This window comes from Roseovarius sp. M141 (assembly GCF_024355225.1).
Lineage (GTDB): Bacteria > Pseudomonadota > Alphaproteobacteria > Rhodobacterales > Rhodobacteraceae > Roseovarius.
On record NZ_VCNH01000008.1, the window covers coordinates 3,654,109 to 3,674,460 of the forward strand.

General features: G+C 60.1%; 26 protein-coding genes, 7 pseudogenes and 1 riboswitch. Of the genes and pseudogenes, 23 read left to right on the plus strand and 10 right to left on the minus strand.

Going from position 1 to position 20,352, the window contains the following annotated elements; all coding sequences use genetic code 11:
• The first annotated feature begins 475 nt into the window (after positions 1-475).
• The gene (locus FGD77_RS21850) at positions 476-733 is read left to right on the plus strand and encodes an AlpA family transcriptional regulator (protein ID WP_255014024.1); all 258 of its coding nucleotides are present in this window, start codon (positions 476-478) and stop codon (positions 731-733) included.
• 8 nt (positions 734-741) lie between these two features.
• On the opposite strand, the gene FGD77_RS22540 is transcribed toward FGD77_RS21850, so the two are convergent.
• The gene (locus FGD77_RS22540; protein ID WP_369682752.1) at positions 742-942 is read right to left on the minus strand and encodes a hypothetical protein; all 201 of its coding nucleotides are present in this window, start codon (positions 940-942) and stop codon (positions 742-744) included.
• Between the two features lie 17 nt (positions 943-959).
• Here FGD77_RS22540 and FGD77_RS21860 point away from each other — a divergent pair, with 17 nt between their 5' ends.
• The 3 genes and pseudogenes from FGD77_RS21860 to FGD77_RS21870 form a co-directional block, all read left to right on the plus strand.
• A complete protein-coding gene (locus tag FGD77_RS21860) occupies positions 960-1,352 on the plus strand; it encodes a VRR-NUC domain-containing protein (RefSeq protein ID WP_255014029.1) in 393 nt (130 codons plus the stop codon).
• Positions 1,349-2,317: a helix-turn-helix domain-containing protein gene (locus FGD77_RS21865; RefSeq protein ID WP_255014031.1), complete on the plus strand. Its 969-nt coding sequence runs from the start codon at positions 1,349-1,351 to the stop codon at positions 2,315-2,317. Before FGD77_RS21860 ends, FGD77_RS21865 begins: the two co-directional genes overlap by 4 nt.
• 8 nt (positions 2,318-2,325) lie before the next feature.
• Positions 2,326-2,814, plus strand: a pseudogene (locus FGD77_RS21870) (DNA cytosine methyltransferase); the annotation flags it as partial.
• Between the two features lie 72 nt (positions 2,815-2,886).
• Here FGD77_RS21870 and FGD77_RS21875 read toward each other — a convergent pair.
• The 5 genes and pseudogenes from FGD77_RS21875 to FGD77_RS21895 form a co-directional block, all read right to left on the minus strand.
• A pseudogene (locus FGD77_RS21875) lies at positions 2,887-3,120 on the minus strand (GTP-binding protein); the annotation flags it as partial.
• Positions 3,117-3,479, minus strand: a complete 363-nt coding sequence (locus FGD77_RS21880) for a DUF1636 domain-containing protein (RefSeq protein WP_255014033.1) — start codon at positions 3,477-3,479, stop codon at positions 3,117-3,119. The gene FGD77_RS21880 and the pseudogene FGD77_RS21875, both read right to left, overlap by 4 nt.
• Positions 3,480-3,545: 66 nt before the next feature.
• Positions 3,546-4,052 (minus strand): hypothetical protein, encoded by a 507-nt coding sequence (locus tag FGD77_RS21885; protein WP_255014034.1) that lies wholly within the window; start codon positions 4,050-4,052, stop codon positions 3,546-3,548.
• Entirely contained in the window at positions 4,049-4,747 is a 699-nt protein-coding gene (locus FGD77_RS21890; protein WP_255014036.1) for a CbtA family protein, read from the minus strand. The genes FGD77_RS21885 and FGD77_RS21890 overlap by 4 nt, the downstream gene beginning before the upstream one ends.
• 3 nt (positions 4,748-4,750) lie before the next feature.
• A complete protein-coding gene (locus FGD77_RS21895) occupies positions 4,751-4,933 on the minus strand; it encodes a CbtB domain-containing protein (protein WP_255014038.1) in 183 nt (60 codons plus the stop codon).
• 32 nt (positions 4,934-4,965) lie between these two features.
• Positions 4,966-5,192: riboswitch (cobalamin riboswitch) on the minus strand.
• A gap of 233 nt (positions 5,193-5,425) precedes the next feature.
• Here FGD77_RS21895 and FGD77_RS21900 point away from each other — a divergent pair.
• A pseudogene (locus FGD77_RS21900) lies at positions 5,426-5,620 on the plus strand (transposase domain-containing protein); the annotation flags it as partial.
• A gap of 1,254 nt (positions 5,621-6,874) precedes the next feature.
• Here FGD77_RS21900 and FGD77_RS21905 read toward each other — a convergent pair.
• Both FGD77_RS21905 and FGD77_RS21910 read right to left on the minus strand, forming a co-directional pair.
• Positions 6,875-7,396 (minus strand): hypothetical protein, encoded by a 522-nt coding sequence (locus FGD77_RS21905; RefSeq protein ID WP_255014041.1) that lies wholly within the window; start codon positions 7,394-7,396, stop codon positions 6,875-6,877.
• Positions 7,396-8,787 carry an HD domain-containing protein gene (locus FGD77_RS21910; protein WP_255014044.1) on the minus strand — a complete coding sequence of 464 codons (1,392 nt, stop codon included), beginning with the start codon at positions 8,785-8,787 and terminating at the stop codon, positions 7,396-7,398. Before FGD77_RS21910 ends, FGD77_RS21905 begins: the two co-directional genes overlap by 1 nt.
• Positions 8,788-9,329: 542 nt before the next feature.
• Between FGD77_RS21910 and FGD77_RS21915 the strand changes: the two are divergent.
• Positions 9,330-10,591: pseudogene (locus FGD77_RS21915) on the plus strand (tyrosine-type recombinase/integrase).
• Between the two features lie 102 nt (positions 10,592-10,693).
• Here FGD77_RS21915 and FGD77_RS21920 read toward each other — a convergent pair.
• The gene (locus tag FGD77_RS21920; protein ID WP_255014046.1) at positions 10,694-11,215 is read right to left on the minus strand and encodes a hypothetical protein; all 522 of its coding nucleotides are present in this window, start codon (positions 11,213-11,215) and stop codon (positions 10,694-10,696) included.
• A 441-nt stretch (positions 11,216-11,656) separates the two neighbouring features.
• Here FGD77_RS21920 and FGD77_RS21925 point away from each other — a divergent pair, with 441 nt between their 5' ends.
• Genes FGD77_RS21925 through FGD77_RS22545 form a run of 4 tightly spaced genes read left to right on the plus strand, consistent with a single transcriptional unit; the run spans position 11,657 to position 12,898 of the window.
• On the plus strand, positions 11,657-11,902 hold the full coding sequence (locus FGD77_RS21925; protein WP_255006617.1) for an AlpA family transcriptional regulator: 246 nt from the start codon (positions 11,657-11,659) through the stop codon (positions 11,900-11,902).
• Positions 11,899-12,165, plus strand: coding sequence for a hypothetical protein (locus FGD77_RS21930; RefSeq protein WP_255006619.1), 267 nt, complete (start codon positions 11,899-11,901; stop codon positions 12,163-12,165). The genes FGD77_RS21925 and FGD77_RS21930 overlap by 4 nt, the downstream gene beginning before the upstream one ends.
• Positions 12,162-12,557 (plus strand): VRR-NUC domain-containing protein, encoded by a 396-nt coding sequence (locus FGD77_RS21935; protein ID WP_255014048.1) that lies wholly within the window; start codon positions 12,162-12,164, stop codon positions 12,555-12,557. Before FGD77_RS21930 ends, FGD77_RS21935 begins: the two co-directional genes overlap by 4 nt.
• Positions 12,554-12,898, plus strand: coding sequence for a helix-turn-helix domain-containing protein (locus tag FGD77_RS22545; RefSeq protein ID WP_369682753.1), 345 nt, complete (start codon positions 12,554-12,556; stop codon positions 12,896-12,898). The genes FGD77_RS21935 and FGD77_RS22545 overlap by 4 nt, the downstream gene beginning before the upstream one ends.
• A gap of 176 nt (positions 12,899-13,074) precedes the next feature.
• Here FGD77_RS22545 and FGD77_RS22550 read toward each other — a convergent pair whose 3' ends face one another.
• On the minus strand, positions 13,075-13,320 hold the full coding sequence (locus FGD77_RS22550; RefSeq protein WP_369682754.1) for a hypothetical protein: 246 nt from the start codon (positions 13,318-13,320) through the stop codon (positions 13,075-13,077).
• Positions 13,321-13,359: 39 nt separating this feature from the next.
• Here FGD77_RS22550 and FGD77_RS22555 point away from each other — a divergent pair, with 39 nt between their 5' ends.
• The 13 genes and pseudogenes from FGD77_RS22555 to FGD77_RS22005 all read left to right on the plus strand — a co-directional run bounded on the left by FGD77_RS22555 (position 13,360) and on the right by FGD77_RS22005 (position 20,345).
• A complete protein-coding gene (locus tag FGD77_RS22555) occupies positions 13,360-13,608 on the plus strand; it encodes a hypothetical protein (RefSeq protein WP_369682755.1) in 249 nt (82 codons plus the stop codon).
• A 71-nt stretch (positions 13,609-13,679) separates the two neighbouring features.
• Positions 13,680-13,841, plus strand: coding sequence for a hypothetical protein (locus FGD77_RS21945; RefSeq protein WP_255014050.1), 162 nt, complete (start codon positions 13,680-13,682; stop codon positions 13,839-13,841).
• A pseudogene (locus tag FGD77_RS22560) lies at positions 13,813-14,073 on the plus strand (DNA cytosine methyltransferase); the annotation flags it as partial. The gene FGD77_RS21945 and the pseudogene FGD77_RS22560, both read left to right, overlap by 29 nt.
• Positions 14,074-14,125: 52 nt before the next feature.
• Positions 14,126-14,867: pseudogene (locus FGD77_RS21955) on the plus strand (DNA methyltransferase).
• Positions 14,864-15,516: pseudogene (locus FGD77_RS21960) on the plus strand (hypothetical protein). Before FGD77_RS21955 ends, FGD77_RS21960 begins: the two co-directional pseudogenes overlap by 4 nt.
• A gap of 79 nt (positions 15,517-15,595) precedes the next feature.
• Entirely contained in the window at positions 15,596-15,961 is a 366-nt protein-coding gene (locus FGD77_RS21965; protein ID WP_369682756.1) for a hypothetical protein, read from the plus strand.
• Positions 15,962-16,003: 42 nt separating this feature from the next.
• Positions 16,004-16,375, plus strand: coding sequence for a hypothetical protein (locus tag FGD77_RS21970; RefSeq protein WP_255014057.1), 372 nt, complete (start codon positions 16,004-16,006; stop codon positions 16,373-16,375).
• On the plus strand, positions 16,359-16,661 hold the full coding sequence (locus FGD77_RS21975; protein ID WP_255014059.1) for an RES family NAD+ phosphorylase: 303 nt from the start codon (positions 16,359-16,361) through the stop codon (positions 16,659-16,661). Before FGD77_RS21970 ends, FGD77_RS21975 begins: the two co-directional genes overlap by 17 nt.
• A gap of 291 nt (positions 16,662-16,952) precedes the next feature.
• Positions 16,953-17,519: a type I restriction-modification system subunit M N-terminal domain-containing protein gene (locus FGD77_RS21980; protein WP_255014405.1), complete on the plus strand. Its 567-nt coding sequence runs from the start codon at positions 16,953-16,955 to the stop codon at positions 17,517-17,519.
• 32 nt (positions 17,520-17,551) lie between these two features.
• Positions 17,552-18,004, plus strand: a complete 453-nt coding sequence (locus FGD77_RS21985; protein WP_255014061.1) for an N-6 DNA methylase — start codon at positions 17,552-17,554, stop codon at positions 18,002-18,004.
• Positions 18,005-18,363: 359 nt separating this feature from the next.
• Positions 18,364-18,609 (plus strand): hypothetical protein, encoded by a 246-nt coding sequence (locus FGD77_RS21995; protein WP_255014065.1) that lies wholly within the window; start codon positions 18,364-18,366, stop codon positions 18,607-18,609.
• Positions 18,610-19,220: 611 nt separating this feature from the next.
• On the plus strand, positions 19,221-19,379 hold the full coding sequence (locus FGD77_RS22000) for a hypothetical protein (RefSeq protein WP_255014067.1): 159 nt from the start codon (positions 19,221-19,223) through the stop codon (positions 19,377-19,379).
• A gap of 729 nt (positions 19,380-20,108) precedes the next feature.
• A complete protein-coding gene (locus FGD77_RS22005) occupies positions 20,109-20,345 on the plus strand; it encodes a hypothetical protein (protein ID WP_255014068.1) in 237 nt (78 codons plus the stop codon).
• The last annotated feature ends 7 nt before the right edge of the window (positions 20,346-20,352 follow it).

Sequence of the window (20,352 nt, forward strand, 5' to 3'; positions counted from 1 at the left end):
ACCCCTTGTTTTACTGGCGATCCGGCGCTGGACGGGGCGGTCGTCGGCCATAGCCATGGCGACAAGTGGCCCCTGGCGGGCGCAAAACGATGCCGAAAGACCCGGAATCAGTGCACCAGACCAAGCGATTTTGTAAATCTCCAACAAATTCAATGGGTGGCAGGGGTGGCGTGCCGGGTGCCACCCCTTCTTTACCCGCCAATGCCGGTAAATCACCTGTAAACCCCGGTGTTCGCAGGTGTTTGCGGCTTTGGACTGCGTTTCGCATCCGCCACAACCACGGGCCGCGCGGCGCAGCTTCACCCCACCTGACCCGCAAAACTCAAGAACACCCAATAAAACAAGGGGTGGCACAAAGGTCGCCGCCTTTCCGCCACCCTGCGCCTCGCCGCCACCCCTTCGCCTCTGCGCTCACTGATCTCTGCAAACGCCCCCCGACACGACCAGTCACGGGGCCAGAACAGGGAGCCCCCCAATGCCGCATCTCGGATCGATGCCAGAATCGAAAGATAAACCCCGCAAGCTGCTGGTCGGCTGGATCAGCCGTCTCGACCTTGCACTGGAACTCGGCCTGTCGGTCGACACGTTACGCCGCTGGGAGGCCCAACGCACCGGTCCGCCCTGCGTGCGCGCCGGGCGCAAGGTCTATTACCGCCGCGCCGCAGTCGAGGACTGGCTGGAAGAGCAGGAGCAGGCCGCCCCGCGCCGCCGCCGTGCCGGAGGGCGCCGGTGATGCACAAGTCAAATTGGCCCGCAGACCGACTTGCAGAGGCCCGGGCCGTCCTGGCCGACGTGGTCCATCATTCCAATCACCTGATCCAGCTCGCCTGCAATGTGCTCGTTCAGCATGGCGAGACGGAACGGGAACGCGAGGACGCCCGCATCCTGCTGGTGGTGGTCGATGCACGGCAGCCAACCCGAACCGCCCAGCAGCGGGATCAAGATGGGAGGGGCGCGCAATGAAGCGGCGTGGAACCCCCGAGGCCGATCTGCAGCGTGCGGTGGTACAGGCGTTACGCGTTGTCCTGCCGCGCACGGCCATCATCCATCACTGCGCCAATGAAGTGACCGAGGCCGGGCCGCGCGGCGCAAAGCGCCAGGCGATCCTCGTCGGCATGGGCGTGCATGCGGGTTTTGCCGACCTGATGGTGCTCTGCGACGGGCGCGTTCTGTTTCTGGAACTGAAGGCCCCGAAGGGCCGATTGCGCCCCAACCAAGAGGCGTTTCGCGATGCCATGCTGGCACAGGGCTTCGGCTGGGCGCTCGTGCGCTCGCTCGACGACGCGCTGGGCGCGTTGGCCGATCATGGCTTCACCAGCCGTGTCCGCCCAGCGCGGAGGGTTGCATCATGAGCCACAAGGCAACCGTCTGGGCCATCCAGCAACGCGGATTGAAGCCTGCGACCAAGATCGTGCTTTGGTTCCTCTGTGACCGGCACAATCCGGACTTCGGCTGTTTCCCAACGCAGGTACGATTGGCCGACGACGCGGAAATGTCGGTCTCAGCGCTGAACAACCATCTCACTAAGTTAGAGGAGCTGCGCCTGATCCACCGGGTTCGCAGCTATGATCCGCGCACCCACAAGCGCAAAGCAACGCGCTACATCCTGGGGTTCGAGGATGGGTTTCCACCAGAGCCAACTCCGAAAACCGGAGATGGAATTGCAGGAACGGAGAGAGAACAGAACGCCGACCCAACTCCTGATTCCGGACATGGAGCCATCTCCGGATTTGCGGCAAAGCCATCTCCTGATTTTGCCCAAAGCCATCTCCGGAATCCGGAGATTAACCTTGTAAGAGAACCCCTAAGTAAACCTGTAAAGGAGGAGGAGGACGCGGCTGCGCGCGATTCCGATTTTGATCGGTTTTTCTCAGAGCTGCTCGGTGCGCTGGGATTCGCCGCCAATGCGACCCTCCCGACCTGGTGGCAGGGTTGGCCAGCGCGGTTGCACGTTCGCCGCTGGATCGATGACCTCGGGTTGCCTGAGAAACGGATCATCGAGGTCGCGGCCGAAACCCGGAACGAGCACCCCGATCCGCCCGACGGCCCCAAAGCGCTCGACCGTGCCATGGAGCGCGCCGCCCAGCGCGATGCGCAGGAGGCTGCCGCAAATGTCAGAGCCCTGAAATCCAAACGCAGCCGCAAGACCCACGGTAAGCCACCACCCAGCCCGGATGAACTGGCGGCCTACTACGCGGCCAAAGTCAACTCCGACGAATACCTGCCCAGCGGCATGATCAGCAACGCCATGTGCGAGGCGATGCTGGCGCGCGGGCTGGTGACGGCGGACAGGCTGCGCCAGCGGGGGGGGCGGTGAATGGCTTGGTGTCACGTCCCCGGCACGGATTGTCCCTCTGCGCAGGCGGCGGAGGCCTTGATCTGGGCCTCCTGCTCGCCGAGCCCGGCTATCACACCCGCGCCTTTGTCGAATGGGAGGCCTGGCCCCGAACTGTGCTCATCGCCGCCCAGCGCGCGGGGTATTTCGCCCCGGCGCCAATCTGGGATGATCTGCGCAGCCTCAAAGCCCGGCCCTTCCGCGGAGCCTTCGACATCGTCCTCGCCGGATATCCCTGCCAGCCCTTCAGCGCCGCTGGCAAGCGCGGAGGTGCCGACGATCCCCGCCACCTCTGGCCAGAGGTCGCCCGGGTCATCGGCGAGTGCGCTCCGGAATGGGTCTTCCTCGAGAACGTCGCCGGGCACATCACCCTCGGCCTTGAAACCGTGCTGCGAGAGCTTTGGGACATGGGCTACACGCCTGCGGCGGGCCTGTTCAGCGCGGCAGAAGTCGGCGCGCCGCACCAGCGACAGCGCATCTTCATCCTGGCCCACACCGATGAGCCTGCATCCCGGCACCGCCAGTTACAATCCGGCAGGCAACAGCGACCTTACGGTGCAGCAAATGCAGCCGTTGGCCAGTTCCACAATGTTTTCCGCAGGGCAATCCTCATCCGCACAGGATGTCAAAATGTCGCCGTCGACGCCGACGGTGCCGAATTCGTTGACCAGCACAGCCAAGCGACGCCCCTTTGAATGGGTCATCAGGTGGCGGATCAGCGTAGTTTTGCCCGAGCCGAGAAAGCCGGTGATCACGGTCACGGGGATTTTGGCAAGGTCGGTCATTTGGGGGCCTCCATCGGGGGAATACGGGCAAGGCTTTGCTTGCGGAAAATCACGGGGCGTTCACGCCACGGCACAAGGCCATCGGCGGAGGCGGCATAAGCGGCGGCACCTGCAAGGATTTCGACACTGTCGGCACGGCTCAGCCGTCCATAGACGTAGGTCCATTTTCCGGGCGACGACAGTGCAACAGTCGCCCCTTGTGAACAGGCCGACAGGCATTCAACCGGCACGATCTGCACCCCTTCCGGCGCACCTGCCTCGGTCAAGGCTGCGTGCAGCAATGCGCCGGGGCGTGGCGCATCGTCCTGTGGCACCTCGCCAGCGCGGCAAGTCATGCAGACATGCAAGGTAGCGGTCATTGGCGGGTCTCCTTTCTGGAGATCAAAAGGCGCATGGCGGGCTTCCGGTATTCGCTGACGCAACGGTCACTCCTCAACGAAAAGCGTCGTGATGGCGGCAATTGGCGTCCCGTCCACGGCAAGCGGGCCGTGGGTGTTACTGTTCAGCGTGACCAAAACGATCACCTCGCCTTGCGGCAGACGTGGAAGATGCATCCATGCGCCATAAAGACGGCCCAGCTTTTCACCGTTGACATAAACATGCGCATGCCCCTCGCCCGGCACATCCACCAGGCCGACGGCCCGGGGCGTGAAGGTGAAGTTTCCGGTATGAACCTGAAGGTTGTAGCCCTCGATCGGATCGCGGGTCAGCTCAATTGCAATTTCGGGCGCATCGAGTGCGGGCACCTCAAGCGCAGTGGTGTGCGCGATATCATGCGCGCTGCCGCTGTGGCCCTTAGTCATGCCGCCATGCACAGCAGCATAACCGTGATCGTGCCCATCAAAAGTGACCCCACTGCCCGCAGCAAGCGTGAAGCCTATTCCGCCACCGAACACCAGTCCGATGGCGAAAAGACCAAGCGCCCTGTTCATGCGCCAACTCTCGCTGTGTCGTGCGCCTCCTCCCGCCGCCAAAAATAACCGGCGAAGGCGCCCAGCAACACCCACGCGGCCAAACCGACGCCCAAGGCCCGCGCCGCGAAGAGGGCAGCGATTTCTGGTGGCACTGTGCCACTAAAGCTGTCCGGCTCTGGCGCGCCGATCAAATGAGGTGCTGCCAGCAAGACCACGGCCAGACCCCGAAGCGCCCAATTGCGCGCAAACGCAAGCAGCCACAGCGCCACCCCCGCCGACACGACCGTGGCAAACCACCAGACCTGCCTCGCACCCACCTCTGCCGCCGCCACGCCCGGAACCTCGGGCGCAAGCGTAAAGGCCGGGGCAAGGTGGAATGTGACGAAGCCCGCAATGCCCCAGATCATCCCCATGCGCCCATCTATCTGCGCGCCGCGCCCCTCGGCCACTGACATCATCGCCAGCAGGAGCAAGCCATAGCCCGTATAGGTCAGCATCGTGAAGATCACGCTCAGCCCGTCACGAACCGCATCAAACCCCGGCAACACCGGATGCGCGGTGACCGGATCGGCCCCGAAATGCAACAGTTCTCCACGCTCATAAAGCTCCGCATGCAGCAAAACAGGCTGCACGAATGCCAACTGTAGCAGACCGGCAATCAAGCCAGCTACAGCACCAGCGAACAACGCGCTGGTCAAAAATTTAGAGAACATCCGTTAGTGGCAGGGAAAGCCGGTGGCGTGACGCACATCGTGGGCGGCGTCATGCAACGCCGAGGCCTGAACGTGGCCTGTCAGGGTAATAATCGCCAGTCCCAGAACTGCCGCGAAAAGCGCGGGCAATATATCAGCGCGCAACTTGCCATGGGATTGGCCCTGAACTTGGGTCAGTGTAGTCATTGTAGCTCTCCTTACCGTCCACCCGACGGCATCGCGTTTCAATCGTGCTTGGCAGGTCTCCTGGCTCGCGGGTCGTGGCTGTTTGCCCGCCTTCCCCACCGCACCCGTCGTCGGGTTTGGCAAGTGGCATGAGGGGCAACAGCTCACCGCTTACAGTCGCGGGGGCGGCTCCAGCTTCGGGCGGCTGCCCTTACTGAATTCCCTGTTAGGTTCCACACATTTCTGCGCTTTTCGGAACACCAAGCCTGCTCATATAACCAGTTTGGTTTCGCATAGGCAATACGATTTTCGCTGTGTCGCGAAGCCAGACTGTTTCACAAGGAATTTCCGGTGGTAAGGTGTGCAATCTTCCCGGAAGTAAGGTGCTTCATTAGCAAAACTTGTTTGGCAAGACGCATGAGGAGATACTGATTGAAAACGAGCAGAAACACGACCGCGCGGTCATCTCGATGCTACGGCAGGCCGAAGGCGGCGTGCCGCTTGCCAACCTTCGGTCGCAAGAATTATCTCTTCATGGGGCAAAAGGACGGCGGTAAAGTCGCAGCCATCGCCTACACGCTTATCGAAACCGCGCGCATGAACAGCGTCGACCCAGATGTTTGTCTTCACTGAGTGCTCGACCGCGTCGCAGATCACAAGATGCCCCGCCGCGACGACCTCATGCCGTGGGACTGGGCGGCGGAATAAGTGTCAACAACAGTCAGACGGGACGTGTGTGGACGCCGCCAGCTGCCGCCCTCGGGACCGCGATGCTCTCGCTCGGCGCCTGCACAGTGGTTCTGATGTTCGCCAGAGCGTCCGCCCGCCATTGATGGAGTACAGCCGAGCCGAACAGTCAGGGATGGCCGACGAGATTGAAGCGTCACCTGAGGGCGCGATGATGATCGACTGGCTGGCGGATTACGCCGTGACGCGGGACCAGGCACGGGCTTGCGGATGATCTGGACGGACAGGTCGGATATAACCCCCCGTAAAGTAATATGCGGCGGGACCGCCTAGAGATAGGCCCGATTTGTTTCACAAGGTTGCGTTTTCAATCGTACCGCGGGAAATTCCACGCATCTGATAACGCCACACTGCATCATCGCACGCCATGGCCGAAGAGTACCGCGTCAGGGTCACCGGGTCATCCAGCACTGGTCAAGCCAGTCCGAAACGCTACCCGGCCAGCCGCGTGACGCACCGCGCGTGTCGGGATGGTTATCGGAAGTGAGGCGGAAGGAGATCATGGCGCGATGCTGCCACGGTTTTTTTTTCGCAGGGCCGGTTGCAAATCGGTAAGCGTTATATGGCGGTAATCGGTTCCAGCAAACCGCAAGTCGCGTTTTTTTGCACGCGGTGGCCTGTCGCTGCCCGCTTATGCACGCTGGTGCGGTTTTTCTGGTCCGGTGTTGATGTGGCGTTGATGTAAACCGGACAAGCAAAAGCCCGACTGATTAGGTCGGGCTTTAAGCTTTTGATTTAGCGCTGTTATTTGGTTGCGGGAGTAGGATTTGAACCTACGACCTTCAGGTTATGAGCCGAAATATCTGCGATTCCAATAACTTAGATATTTCAGTGACTTACGCGCCAAGCCTTTGATTCCGCGCATTTTCTACTCCGACGACACCCGACATTGACCGGGTTTCACCGTCACCGACCGCGCCAAAACGGTGTATGCGGGTTGAGGTGGCGTTGAGGTGGCCGATCCCTTATCTCACTGGATCATGATCGCGAACGGCCCTGAGCTGCCATTCATCACGGTCACCATTGCTGCATATAAACGCTTGACCTCCCCCTCCCCACTGAAAAATTCCCGACTGGGGTAAGTCTGTTTCTTTGAAAGGAGGCGGATGAAGGGCTTTGAAACAGAAAAAATATCCGACCAATGCAATCAAGCGATCGTTAGTGACGAGAGTCCGTTACTAACGATCGCGAACTGCGGTTCGGACGATTGTGTGATCACGCCAACAGTGTTTGCGGAATCGGTGTAGGAACATCTATCTGTGACAGGCTGGCCAAGAGAGCCTTGGCATTAGCTAAGCGCACGGCTGTTGCCTTTTCAGGCTTACGTTGAGCCGTTTCATTCCAGGGATCATCGTAACCATCGTGGGCCAAAAAGACCGCAGTAGCGGCCAGCTCCAACTCGATCGAGTCGGCAGCAGCGGCAAGGGTTGCAAGGCTATGGCGTGGGTTGCCTTGTTCAAGTTCTTGAACATTATCAATAGTATACGTGGAATACGTCCCACCCCATGCCGTTTGATCTTGGCGCTCATTGAGGTTTCCAAACAATGCACCAAACTTTGCAGATGAAGCCAACTCTTCACTGAAAGGGCCGTAGTGCTTGTATGCAAAACGAAAGCTATCATCGAGACCCGTCGCAGTAAGCAGGTACGCAATCTTCTGTAACCGCGTCCGACCTACGATCCGACCACCTGCATCTCGAATGAGATTTGTAACTTCTTCTATCCTAATATCGGACATCAGTTGATCTCCCCTTCAACAATATCTTTTATTACCTGTAAGGCTTCAGCGTCTGATTCATCATAGTATGCGCGAGTCAGCCTATAAACACTCAAAGATTTCACTATCTCGGACCGTTGCCTGATGTCGATCAACTCGCCACCATCGGTACGCACGTTGATCTGCTCAGTATAGCCATTGCTACCACCACCTGCCTTGTAGGGCTTTCGTTCGGCCTCATCTGTGATGATACGGGGAACGACTGCCTCTTGCTTCTTTTCCCATTCTTGTAGCTTCACCACCGCCGAGGCGCAACATTTTTCAATTTTCTCTATATTTTGCAGGTCCATCGAATTGTGGGGGTCACATCTGTGGGTAATTTCCGCCCGAATGTCATAGCATTTGAAAAGTTTCCGGTTCAGGAGACGATCTGAAAACTCCGAGAGGATTGGATCATCTGCTTCAAGTAAAAGCTGAAGTGCGCCCCAAACAGCCGTGTCGTCTAAAGCCAAGGCTGTTTCGAGGCTCTCAGGTTCCTTGGCAAACTTGATCAGTGGATGGTTCGAAGGTAATCCAGTTTTCCCCACAGCGTCATCTCCAACCAACTCGACGAGTCGAACCAGAACTTCCGCGAATAACTTCTCAGCACCTCGTGTGGTCTTATGAAAATAGATTGTCGGGTAAAGTTGGAATAACCCCAGAACATAAGATTCAGCCGCTTGTATCGCCTTCGGGCCGATTACGAAGGTCGGTACTGAACCAACAGCCATATCGTCAACGCCAGTTGTCACTTCACCAATGTCGAGATTGGCCAACAACCAAGTCAGATCAATGGCAGCATGTTCACTTCCTGTCATCATCCGATCACGCTGCATGTAATCAAGACGGTCTGCGTCAAATTGACTGGAAACAACTGAGTTGTGAAGCGTGATCTTACCTTCTTTCTTAATCATGTTAGCAACACTTGATGCGAAACCATCCATGATATCTGCATTCAGAATTTCAGCAATTTCGCCATTTCGAATAAGCTCATCGCTCATAACTTCATGATCGGCCAGCTTCAACTTCAGACGCTTTCCAACGGTTTCAAAAGCGTGGCTGAATGGGCCATGACCCACATCATGCACTATGGCAGCAGCCAAGGCGATTTTCTCACGTGACCCCTGATCATCTGTCTTCTTCCTGACGATCTCCATAAGTTCTCTAGCCGTATGAAACACGCCGATGCTGTGAGCAAACCGCGTATGCGTTGCGCCTGGATACACAAGTTCGGAGAAGCCCAACTGCTTTACTCTACGCAGCCGTTGAAACGGTCTGCTCTGAAGCAGCTTCCATACGACGCGCTCAAGCTCATCACGAGTATCAAACTCAATAAGATTATGGACGGGGTCTCGAACTCTTTGAATAGCCACGCTGTAAATGTTCTCTTATTGTTCTAATCGGGGATGCCTATAAAGTCAATGCTACAGCATTGTGTGATGCCTGCAAGCCCTAGTGGAAATCACGACGCGACACACAACCTCTCGATATTGGTCGATTTTGCTGGTGCGCCGCCGAACTTCTACACAGCATCTTTCGAGCACCTCAAGATATCTCAAGACTCTTTCCTCAAACAGTCCGCTCAAACCCTTGATGGTAGTTGGGGATCGAGACAATTTATCGCGGTCTTTACTTAATTTCGCGGCACCTGGACTTTTGAGCTCAAGGGTGCTGTTCGCTGTAGTTAAGAGGGTCAAGTACCGCCAAACGTCTGCTTCCCAATACGATAAAGCCAAAATTCGCAGACGCAGCGAATGTCGGCTTTTGCGCCATCGAGCCTTAGAGACATCTCCGGGTGGCACGCCGTCGTCACATCACTGCCACCCTGCGCCACCCCGCCACCCCGGCCGACATGCTTCGCTTGCTAGCGGCGCGAATCTACGCGTCATGTGATGACGACTGGAGGGTGAGTTGCATGGTCAACCGATTGCGATTGAATGAAAAGTCTGTGCGCGAGGCCGAGCCAGCGCCGGGGCGGGACTATCAGATTTTTGACACCGATGTGCGGGGGTTCGCGGTCTGCATCTACCGCTCGGGAAACCGGGCCTTCACCATCGATTATCGACATGCCGGGCGGCAGCGGCGGATGACCATCGGACGCTGGCCGGAATGGTCGACCACGGCCGCGCGGGAGCGGGCAAAAGAACTGCGGCGCGAGATCGACGCAGGGGGCCGACCCGCTGGGGCAAAAGGAGACCGGGCGCGATGCGCCGCGCATCAAGGACATGATCGAGCGGTACACGGAAGTGCACCTGCCACACCTCTCGCCCACCAACGCCTCCGACCAGAAATCTATGCTGGCCAAGCTGGTGGCTCCGGATTGGGGCAACCGGCTGGTGACAGAGATCACACCCTACGATGTGGAAAAGCTGCTGAACAAGGTGGCGGTAGGTCGCGCCCGACCTTCGAAAGCCAAGCCGAACAACCGGGCGCGGAAGCTGCAGGGGGGCAAAGCCGACCCCAGTGCGCGCCAACCGGACCGGCGAGGTGCTGCGCAAGATGTTCACCTATGCTGTCGGCTGGGGCTGGCGCGAGGACAATCCGGCCTCGAGTTTCCGCCGCCGGATCGAAAACCCACGCGAGCGCTTTTTGAGCCATGAAGAAATCCGCAAGCTGGCCGAGGCGCTGGAGACGGCTGAGGACCGCCGCGCGGCTGACATCATCAGGATGTGCATGCTGACCGGCGCGCGCGTCGGCGAGGTTCGCCAAGCGCGGTTTGAACACTTCAACCTTGAGCATCTGAGCTGGTCGAAGCCCGCCAGCATGACCAAGCAGCGCAAGATCCACCGCCTTCCAATCTCGGACGAGGCGGCGGCGATCGTGCGCCAGCGCCAGTTGCTGGTGCCGCGCGGATGCCAACTGCTTTTTCCCGGCGATGTTCCGGGCCAGCCCGTGAAGGAAATCCGCCGCTTCTGGGCCAATATCCAGAAGCAGGTCGGGATCCCGGATGTGCGCATCCATGATCTACGCCACACCTTCGCTTCACTGCTGGTCAGCGGCGGCGCGTCGCTGGAAATGATCGGCAAGCTTCTGGGCCACAGCCAGATGCAGACGACACAGCGCTACGCCCATCTGATGGATTCGCCACTGCGCGCGGGCGTCGATGCTGTGGCCGACGCATTCCGGCCCAAGCCGAAACTGGTCCATGATTCCGGCGAGGAGCAGAAGACGGCATGATCTTCCGTGCCTCGGTGTTTTGATGATCAGCAAGTCTCGCGCAGCGATTTCCAAATCGGGGTGAGTTTGCGCCGGATCGTCCGCTCATCCGGCACCTCGCCGCTATCTGACTTTTTTCACGAACCATTCCTGCACTTCTCCGACCCACTCGGCCTGTGTTTCAGGAACACCGTGTTCATGAACGCGGCGAATGAGCGAGATATACATCTCATCCCAATCGTAGCGCGCGGTCGATCCTATGTGCGATGCCGGGCGCCGCAGAAGATCGAAATCCGCTTCGAAACGGCGAACGTCCTCGGCCATGATCAGCAGGTCCGCCAGCGTGACCTCGATCCCACTCGAGTGTTCCGATAACGAAACGTACTCCTCCTGGCCCAGCGGCCGCACGCGCCAAAGCCGACAGGTGGTAGGGCCAGTTCCGCAACGCCGGAACATTTGGAGAATGTCAGTGACCAGTACAGCCCCAAATCCTGAAAGTGGCTGCAGGCCGTTGGGAAAGCCACCGATGGCCGTGACGATGTTAAAACGACCGACCGACGCCCAGCCAGCAATGTCGGCGAGCGAGCATTCCCAGCGGACCGAGGCTTCGTGTAATGTGAAATAAACGCGCGGTGGCAATGCCATGCCTCACCTCCTTTCTTATCTATTTGGCGTTGGCCAACATCCCGCACCATTGACTGAGGCGATCTCAGGCCTGGCAGGCGGGAATGGGGATCAGCCGCGCGGAAAACCCGCGACGGCGGGGCGGCAGGGAATGATCAATCTCAGATCAATAACCATCTCATCCATATCCGCCTCCTTCTCCGTCTGATTCTCAAAACCGCTCTCCTTAAGGATGAACGCCAGAACAAATCAGGAACACAACCGAACTCCGTTCTTGACAGTTGAACTTGCTGATTGATTCGTTTCGATCCAAATCGTCCCCTCGCAAAACGTCAATAAAACAAGGGGTGGCATCGATGCTGGCAAATGAGCGCCACCCTGCGCCACCCCGCCACCCCCTGCCGATCTGTTCTCGCTGTCTGACGACATCCGCCCACGCCGGGCGGCGAACAGGAGGCAGAGATGATTCAATCACAGACTGAACCGGAGACGACCGCCACAGCCCTGCTGTCGGGCTGGATCAGCCGCAAGGATCTGGCCGATGCGCTGGGCGTGACGGTCGACACCCTAGGGCGATGGGAAGCCCGGCGGGTCGGGCCGCCCTGCGTGCGGGCGGGGCGCATGGTGCTCTATCGGCGCCGCGCGGTGGAGGACTGGCTGGCCGCGCAGGAGATGCCGCGTGCCAAAACGGCAGGAGGTCGGCGATGAACGCGCCCACCCCCGTTCGCGGACCCCACGCGCGGGACGCGGCGCGCGCGGACTGGATCGACGAGCGGCGGCGCGAAGCTCGCGCTGTCGTGGCCGACGTGGCCCACCATTCCGACCACCTGATCCGGCTCGCCTGCAATGTGCTGATCCGCCATGGCGAAACACCGCAGGAACGCGAGGATGCGCGCATCCTGTTGGTCGTGCTCGATGCCAGGCATCCCGGACGCGGCGACCCCCAACCGGATCCGGAGGTGTCGCGATGAGCAAGCGCAACCAACCGGAAGCCGAGATCCAGCGCGCCATCGTCCAGGCCCTGCGTTTAGTGCTACCCCGCGACGCCATCGTCCATCACTGCGCCAATGAGGTGACCGAGGCCGGGCCGCGCGGTGCCAGGCGGCAGTCGATCCTGGTCGGCATGGGTGTCCATTGCGGCTTCGCCGATCTGATCGTGCTTTCCGGCGACGCGTGCTGTTCCTCGAGGTCAAAAAGCCGGACGGGCCGCTTACGCAAATCGCAGGAGGTGTTTCGCGACGCCGTGCTGGCGCAGGGCTTCGGCTGGGCGCTCGTGCGCTCGCTCGACGACGCGCTGGGCGCGTTGGCCGATCACGGGTTCACCAGCCGCGTGCAGCTTCCAGCGCGGAGGGCGTCGCCATGAGCCATGAAGCCACCAACTGGGCGATCAAGCAGCGCGGGTTGAAGCCCACAGCCAAGATCGTGCTCTGGCACCTCTGCGACCGGTTCAATCCGGATTATGGCTGCTTTCCCTCGCAGGCGCGGCTGGCGCATGATTGCGAGATCAGCCGGGCAACGCTGAACCGTCATCTCGACGGGCTGGAGGCACGCGGACTCATTCGCCGGATCAGGGTGATAGACCCCAAGACCGGGCAGCAGCGCCCCCACCCGCTATCTGCTGGGCTGCGAGCCAGGGTTTACGCCGCGCGGACCGCGCCAAACCGAGGGCGATTCAACCAATCCCTTCGAGGCAGGAGAGGCTGAAACCCCATGTCCGGATTTGAGACACGGGTCACTTGCCGAAAAATCGCATATCGACAAGGGCTTGTCGCTCGAGACAGACCCGAACCCGTGTCTCGTTTCAGAACACGGGCCCGTGTCTCAGTTTGGCGCAAACCCGTGTCTCAAAAATGACGATTCCCGTGTCTCAAATTGCGACACTAACCTTGTAAGAGAACCACTAAGGAAACCAGTAAAGGAGGAGGGAGGACGCGCAGGCGCGAGATTCCGATTTTGATCGGTTCTTTGCAGAACTGCTCGGCGCGCTGGGCTTTGCCACCGATGCGACCCTCCCGACCTGGTGGCAGGGCTGGCCAGCGCGACAGCACGTTCGCCGCTGGATCGATGACCTCGGGCTCTCCGAAGATCGGATCATCGAGGTCGCGACCGAGTCCCGCTGCGATCACCCCAATCCGCCTGATGGCCCCAAGGCGCTGGATCGGTTCATGGAACGCGCCGCCCAGCGTGATGCGCAGGCTGCTGCGGCAAATGCCAGCGGCTGGAAAACCAAGCGGCAGCGCAAGCGCGACGTAGGCCCTCCACCCAGCCCGGACGAGCTGGCGGCGTTCTATGCGGCCAAGGTCAACTCGGAAGAATACCTCCCCAATGGCATGATCAGCAGCGCCATGTGCGCGGCGATGCTGGAACGCGGGCTGGTCACGGCAGAGCGGCTTCGGCAACGGGGGGTGCGGTGAATGGCATGGTGTCACGTCCCCGGCACGGGTTGTCCCTCTGCGCAGGCGGCGGAGGCCTGGATCTGGGCCTCATGCTCGCCGAGCCCGGATATCACACCCGCGCCTTTGTCGAATGGGAGGAGTGGCCGCGCGCCGTGCTCATCGCCGCCCAGCGCGCTGGGTATTTTGCCCCGGCGCCAATCTGGGATGATCTGCGCAGCTTCGATGCCCGGCCGCTCCGCGGTGCTTTTTGACACCGTGCTCGCCGGGTATCCCTGCCAGCCCTTCAGCGCCGCCGGAAAGCGCGGCGGGGCCGATGATCCCCGCCACCTCTGGCCCGAGGTCGCCCGTGTTATCAGGGAATGCCGTCCCGCATGGGTCTTTCTCGAAAACGTCCCCGGCCATGTCAGCCTCGGCCTTGAAACCGTGCTGCGAGAGCTTTGGGAGATGGGCTACACGCCTGCGGCGGGCCTGTTCAGCGCGGCAGAAGTCGGCGCGCCGCACCAGCGGCTCCGCATCTTCATCCTGGCCCACACCGATGAGCCTGCATCCCGGCACTGCCCGCTACAATCCGGCGGGGAACAGCGATTTCACCCGCAAGGCGGAAGCGCTGGCGCTGGGCATCACCAACTGGTCGACGCCGAAGGCGACGGACGGAGCGAAGGGTAGCCCGGCCAGAGCTATGGCTCGGGCGGGATGCCTCCCTGCCAGCGCAGGCGGCACAATGGCAGACGCCGGTGGCGGACGATCAGGTCGACCGGCTACGCGGCAAGATCAACAGCCGGGGCGAGCCCAAGCTGAGTGCGCAGGCGCTGCAATGGCCAACACCGGCGGCGCAGAACTGGAAGGGCAGCAGTCCCGCCAGCATCACGCGGTCCGATGGCAAGTCCCGGATGGATATCCTGCACTATCGCGCGGAACAGGGCTTCACCCACCCGGACCCGGCGACCCCGCCGCATGGGCGGTCCTCGCTGCACGCCCCGATCTCGCGCCCGCTCTGGGCTTCAATGATTGCCTCGCATGGGCGGGTCGTATCGCGGCGGATCCTGAAAGCCCGGGCGCGGCGGCGGCTCAATCCGCTCTTCGTCGGATGGCTGATGGGCTGGCCCATCGGGCACGCGCTCTGCGCCTGCTCGGCAACGGAGTTCACCCGCTGGCAGCAGCGCATGCGTGGCGCTCTCTCGCGGCTGCCCATGGCCTCGGGCCCTTGGATCTGGCGACCGAGCCAAGAGCCGGAGGGCCCAGCGCAGATGACTCTCTTTGAAGGATGGCTGCCATGAGCATGCAGGGACGGATTGCCCGGGCTGGCGGGACAAAGGTGAAACGCGCGCTGGGCGTGCAGGCGGCGCTGGAATGGGCGTTCCGGGTGGAAAAGGCACAGCTGGAACTGCCACCGCCGAAGGATGTGGTCGAGGAAGGCTATGGGTTTGGTCTGGAGTACGTCTTGATGCAGCGTGCCGCGCTGGGCTGCAAAGTGGATGGTGGCCAGCACAAGATGGGAAGTTACACCCATGCAGATGCCGAGGTCATCGCCGCCATCGTCGCCGGAATGCCCGACGCGCTGGGCGGCATCCGCATGGCCATCCGCGTGGCGGAACTGGCCCGCGCCGGACTGACGCCGGACTGGATGCCCGGTGTCGTGCCGCGCTGCGTTCCGGTGGAAACGCGGCAAAATCAGCATGGCATTCGGGCCGTGACGGAAGTTGTGGGCACCGAACGGGTGCTGACCCAGGGCAAATGGCGGACAGTGGAGGTGCTGGTCTGCCCCGTCACCTGGCACCGCACCCCGAGCAGATCACCTCCGCCCGGCGCGGCTATGAGGATTGGTGGCAGGCGTTGGATTGGGTGCGCGACGGGCTGGTGGTGGGGCGGATGTTACGCGATGTTGAGGTGACGGCGGCAATGCCGAAGGTGCAGCCATGGCGGTGATTGTAGCAGCGGCCTCTCTGGAAACGGCATCTTGTCAAATGGCATATAATCTATATATTTGTGTCACAGGAGATTTACCATGCAGTTTGCCACAATCGAACCCACCGCGTCCCGCCCGGACCTTCCCGCCATCACGGACGAGGAGGCGGCCGCCCTCGCGCGCACCACCGTGAACCTGTTCCGCGCCTGGCAGCTCAGCGATATCGAGGCCCGCACGCTGCTGGGTGATATGGCCCAGCGCACATGGGCGCGCTGGAAGGACGGCAGCATCAGCTGGATCGACCGCGATCTGCGGGCGCGCATGGCCATCCTGATGGGGATTCACAAGGGCCTGCGCTATCTCTTCAGCGATCCCGCGCGCGGCTATGCCTGGATCAGAAAGCCGAACGCGGCCTTCAACGGCCAAAAGCGCGCTCGACGTCATGATGCGTGGCGAGATCACTGATCTGATCGATCTGCGCAGCTATCTGGACGCCGAGCGTGGTGCATGGTGACAGCGCCGGTGCGCCGCGTGGTCTGGCCGCGCACAGCCCGGATCATCCGCTCGATCTATCCGCCGATTGACCTGTTCGAGGACATTGCCGACCCTGCCGATTGGGAGGCGCTGGCCTCGCTGAGGCCAAGTTCAACCCGCGTATCCGTGACAGCATCGGCGATCTCGCAAAAGGTCCCCGAGGACCGACGCATCACAGGAACCGGCGCAAGCTGGGTCATGGCCCCCTTTGTTCACTGCTCGCCTTTGCGAGTGGGACGGTTCACCGATGGGACGTTTGGCCTGTACTACGCGGGCGACAGCACCGAGGGTGGCGATTGCCGAAACCATCCACCACCACACGAAAACCATGCTGGTTACGGATGAAGCCCCCGGCTGGACATCGCAGTTCCGCGAGCTGATCGGGTCTGTCGATGCCGAATTTGACGATGTCTCCGGGATGGATGACCTGCTGCACCCGGATGACTATGCCGCCTCTCAGGTCTTCGGTGCCCAGCGCCGCGCGGCGGGCTCCGACGGCATAACCTGGCCCAGTGTGAGGTTTGCGGGCGGCAACTGCATCGCCGCATTCTGGCCGGATGTGGTTCCGATCCCCGCACAGGGGGGCGCATTTCGCTTATCACTGGAATGGGAGCGCGGTCGATTATGTTAAGAGGCTGGATACTGGAGAGACCATTGGGGTCCATTAGCATTGAACCGGAATGATCAGACGTTGCAGTGCAGCCTACTCACCACTACGATTAGATCGGCTACGGCTACCGTAAAAAGCTCAATTCATTCAATAAAATGCCGCCATCAACTGATCTAGCATCTCATCAGGACTGCAAAACTCGCTCATGAACCAAATTGCTCACAACAGGCTCGTCTCTTTCATATGGTCTATCGCTGACGACTGCCTTCGCGACGTTTATGTCCGGGGAAATACCGTGATGTCATCTTGCCGATGGTCGTGCTGCGTCGCCTCGATACCCTTCTGGAACCCACGAAAGCCGAGGTTCTAGAGGAGGTCCGCTTTCAGAAGGACGAAATGAAGGCGATCGAACTGGACGATGCCCCACTCAAGGCGGCCTCCGGTTACGTATTTTTCAACACCAGCAAATGGACGTTGAAACAGCTTCACGCCACCGCCACCAACAACCAGCAGATCCTGTTGGCCAACGTGGAAGACTACCTGGGCGGGTTCAGCGACAACGTCAAAGAGATCATCCAGCGATTCAAGCTACTGGAACAGATGCGCCACATGGCCGACAAGCAGGTCCTGCTGGACGTGCTGGAAAAGTTCATCTCGCCGTACATCAACCTGACGCCGCACCTGCTCGAGGATCCCGAAGGCAATGCCATGCCCGGCCTCAGCAACCTTGGTATGGGATATGTGTTCGAAGAACTGATCCGCAAATTCAACGAGGAAAACAACGAAGAGGCGGGCGAACACTTCACACCGCGTGAGGTGATCCACCTGATGACCCACCTGGTCTTCGATCCGATCCGGGACCGGCTGCCCCCGTCATGACCATCTACGACCCCGCCTGCGGCAGTGGCGGCATGCTGACGGAATCGCAAAACTACATCATCGACCCCGAGGGCCAGATCAAGGCGACCGGCGACGTCTACCTTTATGGCAAGGAAATCAACGACGAAACCTATGCCATCTGCAAATCCGACATGATGATCAAGGGCAACAATCCCGAGAACATCAAGGTCGGCTCGACCTCGTCCACCGACGAATTCGCCGCACATCGTTTCGACTTCATGCTGTCCAACCCGCCCTACGGCAAAAAGCTGGAACAGCGAGCTGAAACACATCAAGTGACGGCAAGGATGTCATCGACCCCCCCGCTTCAAGGTCGATCTCAACGATTACTGGGGCAAAACCGAAACCTTGGACGCCACCCCGCGCTCCAGCGACGGCCAACTGCTGTTCCTGATGGAAATGGTGGGCAAGATGAAGTCCACCAAGGACAGCCCCATCGGTGCGCGCATTGCGTCGGTGCATAACGGCTCCAGCCTGTTCACCGGCGACGCGGGCAGTGGCGAATCCCAACATTCGCCGCCATATCATCGAAAACGACATGCTGGATACGATCATCCAGCTGCCCCCAACGTAACCTGTTCCACAACACCGGCATCACCACCTACATCTGGCTTCTGACCAACGCCAAGCCCGAGACGCGCCGCGGCAAGGTCCAGCTGATCGACGCTAACCTGCTGTTCCGCAAGCTGCGCAAGAACCTTTGGCGACAAGAACCTGCGAATTCGCGCCTCAACATATCCGACGAAATCGTCGCCGCGCATCTCGCCTTCCAACCGGTCGAGCGCCGGATCGACGGGAACGGTGATCCGACAGGCATGCTGCCGTGCAGATCTTCGACAACACCGATTTCGGCTATCACAAGGTCACCATCGAACGCCCCGACCGTCGCCGCGCCCAATTCAGCGCGGAACGGTTGGAAACGCTGCGGTTCGACAAATCCTGCGCGAAACCGATGGCGCATCTTTGGGCCGAGCATGGTGAGGAGAGTCCTATCAGCCCGGTTTTCACCGGAAATCGCAGGCCAAGGCGATCCAAACTTTGGTGCGAGGGAACAGGGACATCACCCTGAACGCCAAACAGCGCGGCAAGCTGGTCGATACAGGCGCTCTGGGTCCGTCTCAGCGCATCTGGCTGCTTCGCGGTGGCGGGCATGCAGCTGATGCAGCCTGTCGGCAAATTCCGAAGAGACCGCCGATTTCAACGCCTTTCGCGATAAGGTGGCCAAGATCCTGAGGGCCCGCAAGATCAAGCTATGGCCCGCTACTGAGCGGAACGCGATCCCTGAACGCGGCTCGGCTGGTATCGCTGAGGATGCGGAGAAGGGTCGTCGACAAATCCCGCAAACTCCAGCGCGTCTGAGCTGGAAGGCGATCACGCGGCCCGGTTGGGCTGTGACTTCGGGAGGAGCTTGCTGATTTTGGTCTTTATCGCCAGCCCGACGGCAATTTCCTGACCTATGAGGAACCAGTGCAGTGACTTGAAAGCGATAGCGAGGCAGTGCCGCTGAAAAGATGCAGTGCATCCACCGCTATTTCCGCGCCGAGTGCTGCGGCCGCATGTGGCCGAAGGCCGGATTGAACTTGGATACGGTGAAGCATCGGGTACGAGATCAGCTTCAACAAAATACTTCTACCGCCACAAGCCGCTGCAGCAGCCCGGATGCCGTGACGCAGGATATTCTTGCGCTGGAGTGAAAAGGCCGATGCCGGGCTGATGGCAGATATTCTTGGGGTCGAGATCGCTACCAAGCTGGAGCCAGCAGAGATGAGTTTGGCGGCGTATCCGACCTATGGCAGCTTTGGCGACAGCGGCGTTGAGTGGATCGGCGATGTCCCCTAGCGAATGGCGAAGTCGAGCCTTAGCGCCAGTGCGTCTCTGCAAAGAAAACCGGGGAAAAAAAGAAACACGCGTATGAAGCAAAGAAACGCACCGTGCTGTCTCCTCAGCTATGGTCGCGTTATCGTGAAGGACGAGTATCAAGCTTGACCGGGCTGGTTCCCGAAAGCTTCGGAAACCTATCAGATCGTCCAGCCCGGTGACATCAATGTCATTCGTGGCACTGATTTGCAAGAACGATAAGTGACGAGCCTTCGAAACCGGACTAGCGAAAGACGCTCCGGCATCATCACGTCCGCTTACGCCGACAAACTCCAGGACCGAAGGCGCAGATCAACCAAGTTTTCCTGCATTATCTGCTTCCATTCTTACGACGTGAAGTAGAAGGTCTTTTATGCCTTGGGTTCAGCCTTCCCTACGCCAAAACCTGTCATATCTGGATTTCGAAATACCTGAAATTGCCCTATCCCATCCCCAGACGAACAGCGCGCCATTGCGGAGTTTCTGTAGTGGGAAATGCGCGAGGGTGGAGGAGGCGGTGCGGATCAGGAGGCGCAGATCGCCCTTTGCGCGAGCGACGGCAGATCCTGATCCAGCATGCGTTGCCCGCGGCTGAACCCCACCGCGCCCCGATGAAGGACAGCGGCATCGACTGGATCCGGCCAAATCCCAGCGCATTGGGAGGTGAAGCGATTCACCAAAGTAGGAAGATTCCAAGAAGGCCCCGGTATCATGGCTGTCGATTTTCACGACAGCGGCGATGCCATTGATCCGGATTTCAGGCGTTCGTGGCCGTCAAGTGTGTTTCTGGAAGGCTGCAATTTCTTATCGACTGCTCAACTTCGCCGAAAATGGGATCACTTCAAACTGTCCGGGGGCGACCTTGTCATCAGCGGCAGCGCGTCGACGGAGTTTTTGTCTCAAAAGTTGGCCCAGAGGCGGCAGGGGCTATTCTCTACACAGGCCTGATGAAGCT

What these genes read in the sequence shown, in the direction of transcription:
- FGD77_RS21865 (WP_255014031.1), top strand. Translation starts at nt 1,349, where the DNA reads ATGAGCCACAAGGCAACCGTCTGGGCCATCCAGCAACGCGGATTGAAG.
- FGD77_RS22005 (WP_255014068.1), top strand. Translation starts at nt 20,109, where the DNA reads ATGGCTGTCGATTTTCACGACAGCGGCGATGCCATTGATCCGGATTTC.
- FGD77_RS21880 (WP_255014033.1), bottom strand. Translation starts at nt 3,479, where the DNA reads ATGACCGCTACCTTGCATGTCTGCATGACTTGCCGCGCTGGCGAGGTG.
- FGD77_RS21860 (WP_255014029.1), top strand. Translation starts at nt 960, where the DNA reads ATGAAGCGGCGTGGAACCCCCGAGGCCGATCTGCAGCGTGCGGTGGTA.
- FGD77_RS21925 (WP_255006617.1), top strand. Translation starts at nt 11,657, where the DNA reads ATGATTCAATCACAGACTGAACCGGAGACGACCGCCACAGCCCTGCTG.
- FGD77_RS21935 (WP_255014048.1), top strand. Translation starts at nt 12,162, where the DNA reads ATGAGCAAGCGCAACCAACCGGAAGCCGAGATCCAGCGCGCCATCGTC.
- FGD77_RS21895 (WP_255014038.1), bottom strand. Translation starts at nt 4,933, where the DNA reads ATGACTACACTGACCCAAGTTCAGGGCCAATCCCATGGCAAGTTGCGC.
- FGD77_RS21985 (WP_255014061.1), top strand. Translation starts at nt 17,552, where the DNA reads ATGCTGACGGAATCGCAAAACTACATCATCGACCCCGAGGGCCAGATC.
- FGD77_RS21920 (WP_255014046.1), bottom strand. Translation starts at nt 11,215, where the DNA reads ATGGCATTGCCACCGCGCGTTTATTTCACATTACACGAAGCCTCGGTC.
- FGD77_RS22555 (WP_369682755.1), top strand. Translation starts at nt 13,360, where the DNA reads ATGGAACGCGCCGCCCAGCGTGATGCGCAGGCTGCTGCGGCAAATGCC.
- FGD77_RS21885 (WP_255014034.1), bottom strand. Translation starts at nt 4,052, where the DNA reads ATGAACAGGGCGCTTGGTCTTTTCGCCATCGGACTGGTGTTCGGTGGC.
- FGD77_RS21945 (WP_255014050.1), top strand. Translation starts at nt 13,680, where the DNA reads ATGCTCGCCGAGCCCGGATATCACACCCGCGCCTTTGTCGAATGGGAG.
- FGD77_RS21965 (WP_369682756.1), top strand. Translation starts at nt 15,596, where the DNA reads ATGCAGTTTGCCACAATCGAACCCACCGCGTCCCGCCCGGACCTTCCC.
- FGD77_RS21975 (WP_255014059.1), top strand. Translation starts at nt 16,359, where the DNA reads ATGCTGGTTACGGATGAAGCCCCCGGCTGGACATCGCAGTTCCGCGAG.
- FGD77_RS21890 (WP_255014036.1), bottom strand. Translation starts at nt 4,747, where the DNA reads ATGTTCTCTAAATTTTTGACCAGCGCGTTGTTCGCTGGTGCTGTAGCT.
- FGD77_RS21850 (WP_255014024.1), top strand. Translation starts at nt 476, where the DNA reads ATGCCGCATCTCGGATCGATGCCAGAATCGAAAGATAAACCCCGCAAG.
- FGD77_RS22545 (WP_369682753.1), top strand. Translation starts at nt 12,554, where the DNA reads ATGAGCCATGAAGCCACCAACTGGGCGATCAAGCAGCGCGGGTTGAAG.
- FGD77_RS21905 (WP_255014041.1), bottom strand. Translation starts at nt 7,396, where the DNA reads ATGTCCGATATTAGGATAGAAGAAGTTACAAATCTCATTCGAGATGCA.
- FGD77_RS21930 (WP_255006619.1), top strand. Translation starts at nt 11,899, where the DNA reads ATGAACGCGCCCACCCCCGTTCGCGGACCCCACGCGCGGGACGCGGCG.
- FGD77_RS21980 (WP_255014405.1), top strand. Translation starts at nt 16,953, where the DNA reads ATGGTCGTGCTGCGTCGCCTCGATACCCTTCTGGAACCCACGAAAGCC.
- FGD77_RS21970 (WP_255014057.1), top strand. Translation starts at nt 16,004, where the DNA reads ATGGTGACAGCGCCGGTGCGCCGCGTGGTCTGGCCGCGCACAGCCCGG.